The organism is Janthinobacterium sp. B9-8 (assembly GCF_000969645.2).
Taxonomy (GTDB): Bacteria; Pseudomonadota; Gammaproteobacteria; order Burkholderiales; family Chitinibacteraceae; genus Iodobacter.
The window spans coordinates 2108832-2121575 of the sequence record NZ_CP014222.1 but is presented as its reverse complement, the minus strand read 5'-3'; the positions used below and the strand labels follow the sequence as shown (position 1 = coordinate 2121575).

The 12744-nt window shown below is 50.0% G+C and carries 9 protein-coding genes; all 9 read right to left on the bottom strand.

The annotated features are described in order from the left end of the window. Positions 1 to 77: 77 nt before the first annotated feature. The 9 genes from VN23_RS09515 to VN23_RS22100 all read right to left on the bottom strand — a co-directional run bounded on the left by VN23_RS09515 (position 78) and on the right by VN23_RS22100 (position 12344). Positions 78 to 1196, bottom strand: coding sequence for an ABC transporter ATP-binding protein (locus VN23_RS09515; protein WP_046351322.1), 1119 nt, complete (start codon positions 1194 to 1196; stop codon positions 78 to 80). Then, the gene (locus VN23_RS09510; RefSeq protein ID WP_046351323.1) at positions 1193 to 1843 is read right to left on the bottom strand and encodes an ABC transporter permease; all 651 of its coding nucleotides are present in this window, start codon (positions 1841 to 1843) and stop codon (positions 1193 to 1195) included. The genes VN23_RS09515 and VN23_RS09510 overlap by 4 nt, the downstream gene beginning before the upstream one ends. A 1-nt stretch (position 1844) precedes the next feature. Beyond that, positions 1845 to 2723 (bottom strand): glycine betaine ABC transporter substrate-binding protein, encoded by an 879-nt coding sequence (locus tag VN23_RS09505; RefSeq protein ID WP_046351324.1) that lies wholly within the window; start codon positions 2721 to 2723, stop codon positions 1845 to 1847. Between the two features lie 12 nt (positions 2724 to 2735). Continuing rightward, the gene (locus tag VN23_RS09500) at positions 2736 to 3437 is read right to left on the bottom strand and encodes an ABC transporter permease (RefSeq protein ID WP_046351325.1); all 702 of its coding nucleotides are present in this window, start codon (positions 3435 to 3437) and stop codon (positions 2736 to 2738) included. 478 nt (positions 3438 to 3915) lie between these two features. After that, positions 3916 to 5073, bottom strand: coding sequence for a benzoate/H(+) symporter BenE family transporter (locus VN23_RS09495; RefSeq protein ID WP_046351326.1), 1158 nt, complete (start codon positions 5071 to 5073; stop codon positions 3916 to 3918). Between the two features lie 165 nt (positions 5074 to 5238). After that, positions 5239 to 7392 carry an EAL domain-containing response regulator gene (locus VN23_RS09490; RefSeq protein ID WP_046351327.1) on the bottom strand — a complete coding sequence of 718 codons (2154 nt, stop codon included), beginning with the start codon at positions 7390 to 7392 and terminating at the stop codon, positions 5239 to 5241. Beyond that, positions 7389 to 7784: a response regulator gene (locus VN23_RS09485; protein ID WP_046351328.1), complete on the bottom strand. Its 396-nt coding sequence runs from the start codon at positions 7782 to 7784 to the stop codon at positions 7389 to 7391. Before VN23_RS09485 ends, VN23_RS09490 begins: the two co-directional genes overlap by 4 nt. Further along, positions 7762 to 9885 (bottom strand): response regulator, encoded by a 2124-nt coding sequence (locus tag VN23_RS22105; protein WP_231743385.1) that lies wholly within the window; start codon positions 9883 to 9885, stop codon positions 7762 to 7764. Before VN23_RS22105 ends, VN23_RS09485 begins: the two co-directional genes overlap by 23 nt. Beyond that, a complete protein-coding gene (locus tag VN23_RS22100) occupies positions 9831 to 12344 on the bottom strand; it encodes a PAS domain-containing protein (protein WP_231743383.1) in 2514 nt (837 codons plus the stop codon). Before VN23_RS22100 ends, VN23_RS22105 begins: the two co-directional genes overlap by 55 nt. Between the last annotated feature and the right edge of the window lie 400 nt (positions 12345 to 12744).

Here is a 12744-nt window from a genome sequence, read left to right as displayed (position 1 = left end):
CGGTGCATCAGCGGTTTATCTTGCTGAAATGAGAGCCCTTGAAACAGCCATCGCCAGCATGGTGATGGCTGTTCTCTTTATAGCGCTGGCGTACTTAAATGGCGGGCGATATCGTCTTGCGAGATTTCCCCTTGGTAATTATTCTCATCATCCACAATCGGCATCCAGACGAGGTTGTGTTCGTAGAGCTTGGAAAGGATAACGCGCAAATTGTCGCTGGCCTGGGCAGTGACCTCAAAAGGATGAAGCTTATCAAGGCAGGTGCCGCTGGCATTGCGGATTTCCTTGCGGGAAACATAGCCCAGTGGCGTGGCTTTATCGTCAACAATGGTCAGAAAGCGCTGCTCGTTATCGTCCATTAAGCTAAATGCTTCTTTTAAGTCGGTAGAAGGTTGTGCCGTCAAGGTGGTTTGGCCATCACAGACCTGGCCCGCATTAATTAGTAGCAGGCGTTTCAGTGTGCGATCTTGCCCTACAAAAGAGCCCACAAAATCGTCCACCGGGGCGGCGAGCAGTTGATCAGGCGTGGCGTGTTGCACAATTTTCCCCTGCCTGAAGATGGCAATGTTATCGCCTAATTTGATGGCTTCGTCGATATCGTGGCTGACCATCAGTACGGTTTTATTGAGCTTACGCTGCATCAGCAAAAACTCGTTCTGAATTGATTCACGATTGATCGGATCAACCGCACCGAAGGGCTCGTCCATCAGAAGTACGGGAGCATCTGCTGCCAGTGCGCGGATTACGCCAATGCGCTGCTGCTGGCCACCTGACATTTCACGCGGGTAGCGGCTTAGAAAGCGATTGGGGTCGAGTGCCACCATATCCATCAGCTCTCTGGCTCGCTCACGGCTGCGCTTTTTATCCCAACCTAAAAGGCGGGGCACGATGCAGATATTTTCTTCGATGGTCATGTTTGGGAATAGACCAATCTGCTGAATGACATAGCCAATCTGGCGGCGCAGCGCCACTACATCCATTTCTTGGGTATCTTGGCCATTAATCAGAATTCGGCCCGAGCTAGGGTTAATGAGGCGATTCACCATTTTAAGCGTGGTGGTTTTACCGCAACCTGATGGCCCGAGCAAGACGCAGATTTTGCCTTCTTCAACATGCAAATTAACATTGTTGACCGCAGTTACGGTTTGGCCATTTTTTTGGGTAAATGTCTTACTGAGATTTTCTAGCTGAATCATGAGCGGATACCTTTAGGAGTGAGGTAGTGCTGAATACGATTGAGGATAAGATCCATCACTATGGCGAGCAGACTGATCATCACTGCGCCAACAATGAGTTGACGGATATCACTCTGACTAATGCCATGCAAAATCAAGAGGCCAAGGCCACCTGCACCGATGGTGCTGGCAATCGCCATAACGCCGATATTCATGACTACGGCGGTGCGGATGCCGCCAAAAATAAGCGGTACAGCCAGTGGTAGCTCTACCCAGCAAAGCCGTTGGAAAAAACTCATACCAAGGCCCTTGCACGATTCGCGCACGCCCGGATCAATATGCTGCAAAGCGGTGTGGGTGTTACGAATAATCGGCAGTAACGAGTATAAAAATACCGCCGAGATCGCCGGCACATAGCCGATGCCCTGGTTGATCATCGAAAATAGCGGAATCATCAGGCCAAACAGCGCAATTGATGGCGTAGTAAGAATAACCGTGGCAAGGCCCAGCACCCAGGGTGCAAGCGAGGGGAGCCGAACAATCAGCACGCCGATTGGTACGCCTAGCAAAATTGCAAAGCCCACCGCAATGGAGACCAGCATCATATGTTCACGGGTTAAGCTTAAAATAATGCTGCTGTTTTCCCAAAAATAGTGGATGACTTCCATCTTAATCTCCTTGAAGTAAGCCCTGATCTTTTAGAAATTGGGCGGCTACTTTTTCAATGCGCTGGTGCTCAATATCTACTTTGGCGTTGAGGGTAGAAATGGTGTCGTTGTCGAGCAGCGCAGACAAGGTGTTGAGTGCTTCTTCAAGGCCAGGATTGGCAGCAAGCACAGATTTCTCTACAACGGGTGTTGCCGCATAGCTAGGGAAAAAATGCTGATCGTCTTCGAGGATAATAAAATCAAAACCTTTGACCCGGCCATCTGTGGCGTAGACCAAGCCCACTTCAACAAAGCCATCACGAATGGCGTTGTAAACTAAACCAGAATTCATCTGCTTCATTTGCGGGCGTTCAAGCTCTAGCTGATATTTCTCTTTCATCGGGGCTAAACCATCGGGCCGGCCTGCAAATTCGATATCCAACCCCAGTTTCCAATCTTTATGCTGGTTAAATTCTTTTGCCATGCCGCTCATGGTGGTGATGCCCAGTTCCTCAGCCCGCTTGCGTTGCATGGCAAAGGAATAGGTATTGTTCATGGCGGCGGGCTTGAGCCAGATCAAACCATTAGGAATATCCAGCTCTTTTACTTTGTCATAGCTTTGCTTGGGGTTTACTTCGGTGAGCTTGTGATAAACGATCAGCGCCGTGCCGGTGTAATCCCAGACCATGTCTAGCTGTTTATTGATGAGTGCACCACGCATGATCACACTGGGTAAATCCGTGGTGGTGGTGACCTCGAAGCCTTTGCTCACTAGATATTGCTTGGTCATCGACGAAAGTAAATGCTGCTCGGTAAAGTCTTTGCTGCCTAAGCGGATAGGTGCTGCGTGGGCCAAGCTGGCAATCAGCATCAGGCTGATAGAGAGGAAAAATCGTTGCATTATTCGCTCCTTTTAGTTTGATGCGCGTTTGGCAAAAATCTGGCCAATACGGGCAACGGTTTGATCAAGTGCCAGTGCCACAATGGCGGTTGCACCTGCACCCACTAAGAGCTGGGTCTGATTATTTAAGAAGATGCCGGGGAAAATCAGCTCGCCATAGCTGCTGGCTCCAATGAGGAAAGTCAGGGGTACCGTGCCCACATTGATGACTAAAGCCAGACGTACGCCCACCAAAATAACCGGCGCGGCATTGGGTAGTTCAACGTAGTAAAGGCTTTGTCTGGGAGTCATGCCAAGGCCGCGAGCGGCTTCAAGTAAAGCAGGTGATACACCGCAAAGGCCGGTATAAGTGTTGCGGACAATAGGGAGGAGAGAGGCTAAAAAGAGCGCAATAATGGCAGGCTTGTCGCCAATGCCAACCAGTACCATCGCCAGAGCCAGCACGGCGAGCGGAGGGAGGGTGTTCCCAACATTAAAGATCTGCAATAAGGGCTCGGCATAGCGTCTGGCCCAGCTTCTGCTCAGCACAATGCCCGCAGGCAGACCAACAATCAAAGCTAAAAACATAGAGTAGCCAGCAAGGCGAAGATGCTGCTGGCCAAGGTAGATCAGATCGCTTTGGTAGGTTTTTAGCCACGCGGGTTGCGACTGAATAAGGGCGAAGATCGCGGCCAAAAAGGCAATGAACAGGCCGCGTTTTAGATGCACAGACATGTGCTGACTCCTTTCTTGTAGAGCGTAAAAATCCGCTCGCAATGATGAGAGTGACAACTTAAGTGTTGAGGGTTGCCTTGCTTGAGCTTGTTTGAGGCTTGTTTCGCACTGCTGTGGAAACAAGCGGCAACAAAGCCTGGCGATTTTGTAAAATAAAAATCGCAGTATGAATTGCACTGACTGGAGCCAAGATGATGCTTCTTAGCTTGTTTCGATAAAACCTAAAGGCTTAGCGCCACGATATCGTCAGTGCAAAGAGAGAGGCTTTTGGCCTTGATCACCACTTTCTGAGGGTGATTTTTAATAGAAGAGGACAGTTTTTATCATGATGCTAAGTAAAATCGCAATGTAAATGTAAGACATTGTAATTAATTGTTACGTTTATTTTCATTGCAATGTCATGGCCGTTGCCCGCTTATTTAGCGCATTGGCACAGCATAAAATAATCAAGGGGTATGTCTTGTAGTTCGTTGTTTCATCAGTTTTTTTTCATAATAAGGATCGCTATTGCGCCCGCAATAAGCCCCCAGAAAGCCGCGCCAATTCCTAAGAGTGAAATCCCTGAAAGCGTGACTAGAAATGTCACTAGAGCAGGCTCGCGAACTTTCTCATCGCTCATCGCTGCGCTCAAGCCGTTGGCGATCGTGCCCAGTAGAGCGAGGCCTGCAATGGCTAACACCAAAGCGTTAGGAAACGCAGTAAAGAGCGCCCCAATGGTTGCGCCAAAAACGCCCAGTAATAAATAGAAACAGCCTGCGGCAATGCTGGCTTTAAAGCGCTGAGCGGGGTCTTCATGTGCTTCTTTACCCATACAAATGGCGGCGGTAATGGCGGCTAAATTGAGCGAGAAGCAGCCAAAAGGGGCAAGTAGCAAGGTGGTGATGCCGGTCCAGCTGATTAAGGGCGAAATGGGTGTGTTGTAGCCATTAGCTCGAATCACCGCCACACCGGGCATATTTTGCGAAGCCATTGTGACGACAAAGAGCGGCACGCCAATGCTAAGCATGGTCTGCCAGTTAAAAACCGGCATCATGAATTCTGGCTTGGCAAAGGCGATATTCACTTCTTTGATATGCAATAAACCTTGCCCTGCAGCAATCGCAATCCCTAGCGCCAAGACCATCATGATGGCGTAACGCGGCCAAAATCTTTTACATATTAAATAAGCAATGAACATGGCAAAGACAAGGGTGAACTGGCCTTGCATTTCGGTGAAAATATTGATGCCAAATCGTGCTAAAACGCCTGCCAGCATGGCGGCTGCAATCGGCAGCGGAATGCGGCTCATGATGCGTTCAAACCAACCTGTTATGCCGCTTAAGGTAATCAGCGCAGCGCAAAACATAAATGCGCCAATGGCTTCCCCCATAGGAATACCCTGCAAACTGCTCGCCAGCAGCGCCGCGCCCGGCGTGGACCATGCCGTGACAACCGGGTTTTTATAACGTAGTGATAATCCAATACAGGTGAGGCCCATCCCCATGCCCAGCGCCCACATCCACGAGGCAAGCTGCCCCGGTGTTGCACCCGCTGCGGTGGCGGCCTGAAAAACAATGGCGGCAGAGCTGGTAAAGCCTACTAGCACAGTGACAAAGCCGGCGGTCAAAAGCGGCAAGGAGCTGGAGGTCTGTCGCATGGCTGTGGCTCAAAAGGTGAAGAGCTTTGATCATGCCGATGAGCAGGCTTTTTGGCTAGTTACACCTTAGCCGGTGTCTGAGGAGTACAGGGTTGAAGTATTGCGGGTCTGTGTGGAAGTCTGTGCTCAGGATTGTTTGACTATCAATCAGGGAGCAAGGGGGCGTTATTCATCCTGCTCCTTGGTGTTTGGATCTGCCAGCCCGGCCAGATCCAGTGTTTCCGAGAGTAATACTTGTTCTAGCTCGTGTAAGGGTAATGGCGGGCTGAAGTAATAGCCTTGGATTTGATCACAGTGGTAGCGTAGTAAAAACGTGAGCTGCGCTTCGGTTTCTACCCCTTCAGCGATCACTTCAAGTTTTAAGCTATGGGCCATGCGGATAATGGCTAGTGCAATGGCTGCATCGTCGGGATTGGTGGTCACTTCGCGAATAAACGCGATATCAATCTTGAGCTTATCAATCGGAAAGCGCCGTAAATAGGCGAGGCTTGAGTAACCGGTGCCAAAGTCATCAATAGAAATTTGTACGCCGCGTGTTTTTAGATTTTGCAAGATGGTGATGGTGCGTTTGGTATTCACCATTAACGATCCTTCTGTTAACTCCAATTCGAGCAAATTGGCAGGGATGTCATGATCAAGCAGTGCTTTAATGACATCTCCTTCTAAATCGCCCTCAATAAATTGACGGCCAGCCACGTTGACAGAAATTTGCATTGGGCCAATTGCGGCGTGCAGCCATTGTCCGATTTGCTGGCAAGCGGTTGTGATGGCCCAGCTTCCTACTCGCACAATCAGCCCTGTTTCTTCGAGTACAGGGATAAAAAGGTAGGGTGGCACCAGCCCATGTCCGGGGCGCTGCCAGCGTAATAGGGCTTCAAGTCCTACGATACGGCCACTTTTGAGGTGCACTTTGGGCTGGTAATGCAGTACAAATTCCTTGTTTTCTACGGCCTTGTGTAAAGCCACTTCAAGATCATGCCGGGCTAAAACTTCGGCATTCATTTGCGCGGTAAAAAAACGATAGGTATCGCGCCCTGCTTGTTTGGCACGGTACATCGCGGTATCTGCATATTTGATGAGTGTTTCATGGGCGGTGGCGTCATCAGGGTAAATAGTGATGCCCATACTGGCGCTGACCGTCACTTCCTGGCCTTGAATCTCAAAAGATTCACGCAATACCTCACGTATTTTATTGGCAACCAGTGTGGGATAGAAGGGCTCGTTCTGCATAACCAAGATGAGTGCAAATTCATCGCCGCCCAAGCGCCCCACCGTATCACCAGTACGCATGCATTGAACTAAGCGATTGCCAAACTGGTTGAGCAGCTCATCGCCGATTGCATGGCCCAAGGTATCGTTTACATTTTTAAAAAGGTCTAAATCAACAAAGAGCACGGCCAGCTGGCCATTGCTGTCTGTGGCCTGAATCAGCGCGTTTTTGAGTGCTTCATAAAACAGGGTGCGATTGGGTAAGCCGGTAAGTACATCGTAATGGGCCAGTTGGTGCAGGCGCTGCGCTGATTCCTTACGCTCGGTCAGGTCGCGTGCTACGCCAACCATAACCCAGTCGTTTTCTGATTTTTGGGCTTGTTGATGAACTTCTACTTGTAAATAAGAGCCATCTTTACGCCGTATCGTGGTGTCCACCAGCACATTAATATCTTGGCCCGCAATGATGCTGTCGTAGGTGGTTTCAAGGGCTTCAAGCGAGACTTCGCCGATTTCAGCAGGGGTGGCGTCAAGTAATTCCTGGCGGGTATAGCCTAGCATGCTGCAGGCGGTGGCATTGATTTCAACAAAGCGCATTGTATTGCGGCTGACCAAGAAAATAGCATCGGCCGTGGCATCCATCGCAGAGCGAAAGCGCTGTAAATCTGCGGTGCGTGCCTGTACTTCCTGCTCCAGAATAAGGCTGTGGTTTTGTAGAAAATCCCCAAAAGCTTTTAAGCGCAGTAAATTGCGCACTCTTAGCCATAATTCGGCGCGATCAACAGGCTTGCTTAAAAACTCTTCAGCCCCCGCATTCAGTCCTGCTAGTCGAGCGCTTCTATCGTCGAGTGCCGTAACCATGATGATGGGAATGTTGGAAGTGGCAGGGTTGGCTTTGAGGATTACCGCCACTTCAAAGCCATCCATGCCCGGCATCATGATATCGAGCAAGATTAAATCTGGCGCATGCTCGGCAATCGAGGCCAGTGCTTCTTCGCCACTGGCTGCGCAGCGCGTAAAGTAGCCTTCTGGCCTGAGCAATGCTTCGAGCAACTTACGATTCTGAATTTCATCATCCACAATCAAAATAGTGGGGGTAGTGCTGCTCATGGCATCTGATCTGCTGGCTTGCTCTGGCCCTTAGCCAACAAGCTGTCGATGACGGCATACAGCTCTTGGTAACGTAGCGGTTTGGCGATATAGGCATCGCAACCGGCGATCTGGCTTTTTTCCTTGTCGGCTTTCATGGCGAGTGCCGTGAGTGCAATCACTGGAATCGCGGCGGTACAGGGGTCTTGTTTGAGCAAGGCCGTTGCGGCTAAGCCATCCATATCTGGTAGTTGAATATCCATTAAGATCAGATCTGGCTGCTCGGTGCGTGCCAGTGTCAGGCCGGTTTCGGCATCGACTGCACATAGCACGGTATGTGCTGCATTTCGTAGTAGTAGCGCGGTGAGTTTCATATTCGCTGCGTTGTCTTCAATGACTAATACTCTGGCCATCGGGTGTCCTTTCTAATGGGGGGCGTAATGCGCGTTTCACTTTGGCGATAAAGCCAAGGTGATTAAACCCCGCTTTTTCAATAATCTGGATCTGCCGCTCAGGCTTGCTATTGAGCGCCGCCCGATCTTGCTCTGTGATCCGTTTGGATGTAACCACTAAGATGGGAATATGCTCGGTAGCAGGGTCAAGCTCTAATGCGTCTACGACCTCAAAGCCACTCATATCTGGCATGAGCAGATCAAGTAAAATTAAGTCAGGATTAAGCTGCTGCGCTAGCTTTAGCCCTTCCTTGCCGCTGAGCGCCTGCACGACAATATAGGCTGGAGCTGATAAAAAGACGGTCAGCGCATCAATCGCTTTGGCATCATCATCAATGATCAATACGGTGTAAGGATTTTGCGGGCCTGGGCTTAGGCGCAAATTGGCAAGGGCGGTTTTTAATTCGGTATGGCTGATTGGCTTTTGTAAAACGGCGGAGGCACCTTCAAGTAAGGCCATTTTGCTATCGCTAAGATTAGAGATAATGACGACAGGCACATGGGCTAAGTGACGGTTTTCGCGGATTCGTAAAAGAAATTCCCAAGCCTCTCCTGTGGCCGGTAAATCTAAGTCGAGAATAATTAAGCGCAAGTTTGCTTGTGGGGCGAGTTGTAGTGCAGCCTCTGTCGTCGATGCATAGAGTATGGAAAAGCCTTCTGCTTCAAGCTGTAGACCAATCAAATTGGCCGATTGCTCGTCATTTTCGATGATCAGCGCAATACATCCTTTTGCATCAGCAAAGTTTATGTTTGCGGTGCAAGGGAGTGTTGCAGGTTGCATATTGCGCAAAGGGAGCCAAGCAGCAAAACTTGCGCCTTCACCCTCTGCACTTGCGACGGCTACGGTGCCGCCATGTAGCTCTGCCAGTTGTTTAACCATGGCCAGCCCCAAGCCTGTTCCTTCAAATTTACGCGCTAAGCGGCTGTCGATCTGGCTAAAAGCTTGAAATAATTTCGCCATATTGGCTTTAGAAATACCAATACCATTGTCGGTTACGCAAATTTCAAGAAACTCGTTGTATTCATTATTGAGCAGAGGAAAGCTATGCACCGGCCATGTGCCCGATAACTGCCCTACGCTGCTACGGAAAACACGACGTGCCCTGAGGGTGACACAACCCCCATTAGCAGTGAATTTGACCGCATTAGAGAGCAAGTTATAAACAATTTGCTTGGTTTTACGCTGATCGAACTGAGGAATGCCCAGGTCTTCACTGGCGTCTAGCTCCAGCCGGATGCGTTGAGTAGCGGCTTTTTCTTTGACGATAGTCAGGCTGCTTGTCAGCAGACTGTGCAAATCAACCGTTTCTAAATCCAGCGTCATCATGCCCGCTTCAACTTTGGATAGGTCGAGAATGTCATTAATCAGCGAGAGCAGGTGTTGGCCGCTGGTAAAAATATCACCGATGTATTCGTGCTGAATGTCACTGGTCGGGCCCATAAAGCCATCTTTTAAGGCTTCAGAAAAGCCAATAATGGCGTTAAGCGGCGTGCGCAGCTCGTGCGACATGGTGGCGAGAAACTCGGATTTCATCCGGCTGGCATGTTCTAACTCAATATTTTTTTCTTGTAAGGTGCGCTCAAAGCGCTTGCGATCGGTTACATCCCGTGCGGCAGCAAACACACCCTGTACCTTGCGATCCCGATCATGAAAAGTGGCCGCGTTGTAGGACACCACGGTTTCTAGGCCGTTTTGCGCTCTGACGGTGAGCTCGTAATCGCTGACTTTGTTTTCTGTGAGCACACGTTTAATGGCGGCATCAGCCCGTACCGGATCGGTAAAGAAATTTTTGCAGGGCGCACCAATTAGCTCATCACGGGTTCGCCCGGTGAGCGCGATCATTTGTTGGTTTACGTCGGAAATAATGCCCTGCGGATCGGTGGTCATCAGCGCATCGATATTGGATTCAATCAAAGATCGGGTATAAAACTGCTGATCGCGTAAGCGCTGATCGAGCACGGTACGGGCTTCTTCAACTTGCTTGCGGGCCGCATTGTCTGTGCCAATCAATAGGTAGCCGATGATGGCATCTTGCGCATCACGAAGTGCCGTGACGGACACCACGGCGGGAAAGCGGCTACCTTGCGAAAATAGGTTAGCTCGTAAATATCCTCAATGCCGCGCGTGGCCTTGAAAACGAGGGCTTCAAAGCCGGGGGTGATAGGGGTGTCTAGCTCCAAGCTGAGGGCTGCGGCGCGGGCGATTAATTCTTGCGGATCGGAAATATCTGCGGGGGTGATTTTGTTCATGACTTCGGCTGCGGTATAGCCCAGCATGCGCTCGGCCCCCACATTGAAAATCTGAATCACGCCCTTGGCATCGGTGGCAATACTAGAGAAATTGGCGCTGTTAAAAATAGCTCTTTGTAAGGCGCCAGCCTTAAGCAAGGCATCTTCGGCCTGTTTGCGTGCGGTATTGTCCGTGCCAATGAGTAGATAACCAATAATGGAGTCTTGATCGTCACGTAGTGCGGTGACTGAAACCACGGCGGGAAAACGGCTGCCATCTTTGCGGATATAGGTCAGCTCGTAAATATCCTCAATGCCACGCGATGCTTTGAATACCAAAGCTTCAAAGCCGGGGGTAATGGGCGTATCGAGTTCGAGGCTTAAGGCGGCGGCCCGCATAATCACTTCTTGCGAATCAGAAATATCTGCAGGCGTGATTTTATTCATGACTTCGGCCGCGGTATAGCCCAGCATGCGCTCGGCCCCTACATTGAAAATCTGAATTACGCCTTTCGCATCGGTCGCAATGCTAGAGAAATTAGCACTATTGAAAATAGCACTTTGCAAGGCGCCTGCTTTAAGCAGTGCTTCTTCTGCTTGTTTGCGTGCGGTATTGTCCGTGCCAATGAGTAGATAACCAATAATGGCATCTTGCGCATCGCGTAGTGCGGTGACCGAAACAATGGCGGGAAAACGGCTGCCATCTTTGCGAAAGTAAGTTAGCTCGTAAATATCCTCAATGCCGCGCGTGGCCTTGAAAACGAGGGCTTCAAAGCCGGGGGTGATAGGGGTGTCTAGCTCCAAGCTGAGGGCTGCGGCGCGGGCGATTAATTCTTGCGGATCGGAAATATCTGCGGGGGTGATTTTGTTCATGACTTCGGCTGCGGTATAGCCCAGCATGCGCTCGGCCCCCACATTGAAAATCTGAATCACGCCTTTGGCATCGGTGGCGATGCTGGAGAAGTTGGCGCTGTTAAAAATCGCTCTTTGTAGTGCGCCCGCTTTAAGCAGCGCTTCTTCTGCCAGTTTACGAGCCGTGTTATCGGTACTAATCAGTAAATAGCCGATGATGGCATCTTCGGCATCACGCAGTGCGGTGACGGAAACAACCGCAGGAAAACGACTGCCATCCTTGCGAATTTTAGTGAGCTCATAAATATCCTCAATGCCGCGTGCCGCCTTAAATACCAGCGCCTCAAACCCTGGAGTAATGGGCGTACCCAGCTCAAGACTCAGCGCCTCAGCACGGTCGACTAGCTCCTCTGGGACAGAAAAATCTGCGGGGGTGATTTTGTTCATGACCTCTACGGCGGCATAGCCCAGCATGCGTTCGGCACCGACGTTAAAAATCTGAATCACCCCTTTGGCATCGGTGGCAATACTGGAGAAATAGGCGCTATTGAAAATAGCGTCTTGCAAGGCCCCTGTTTTAAGTAGCGCGGCTTCTATTCGCTTACGATCGGTAATATCCCGGGCCGCAGCAAACACACCGAGCACATTGCCGCGCACGTCTTTATAAACGGAAGCGTTATAAAGCACGTCGGTAAGACGGCCATCGCTGTGCCGGATCGTCAGCGGATAATCTGTTACAAAACCTTGGGCAAAAACCTGCTGGTAGCCTTCACGCGCTTTGGCGGGCTCAGTAAAGTAGTCAGAAAAATCAGTGCCGATCAGCTTCTCACGTGCCACGCCGGTGGCCTTAATCGAGGCCTCATTAATATCTGTTATTTTGCCTTCGGCACTGATGGTTACTAGCGGATCAAGACTGGCCTCAAGCAGGCTGCGGGCATACTGCGAAGCCTGCTTACGCGCCGTATTATCGGTACCAATCAGCAAATAGCCGATGATGGCATCTTGCTCATCCCGCAGTGCCGTAACTGAAACCACGGCGGGAAAACGGCTGCCATCTTTGCGGATATAGGTGAGCTCGTAAATATCCTCAATACCGCGTGAGGCTTTAAAGACCAAAGCTTCAAAACCGGGCGTAATGGGGGTGTCGAGTTCTAGGCTTAAGGCGGCGGCCCGCATAATTACTTCTTGCGGATCAGAAATATCGGCAGGGGTGATACGGTTGACTACATCGAGCGCCTCATAGCCCAACATGCGCTCGGCACCGACATTAAAAATCTGAATCACTCCCTTTTCATCCGTGGCAATGCTGGAGAAATAGGCGCTATTGAAAATAGCGTCTTGTAGGGCCCCTGTTTTCAGTAGGGTTTTTTGGCGACGAAATTCCGTAACGCCATCTTGGCTGCTTGGCTTTTCGCCTTCTTCTGTACCGATGATCGACATATGCACTTCCGCAAACAATACAGCTTAAGTAAGTGTTCGGGTAAGACGGCTGGCACCAAAGATGAGCAAAGTAATCAGGATCGGGACAAGCTGGCGGGTAAAAAAAGACAGGTGGTATTAAGAAATATTAACAGAGTATTTCAAAAGCGCAATTCGTTTTCAAAAGGAAAGAAGCCCGCGGCAACTTTGAAAAATAAGTGTGCTGCTTAAGAAATAAAAGCGCCATAACATGGCAGAACTGGCTTTACTTCAGCAGGCGTAAATTTTTTCTTGTGGTTTGAGTTTGAAGAAGTTGGCACTGTCTGGGGAAATTCAAAAAGATGATCTGTATCAAAAAAAGCTTTCTTTGTTAGGGATTTCCAAGGTATGAAATACAGGCGGTAGGCAGGACGTGACTAAA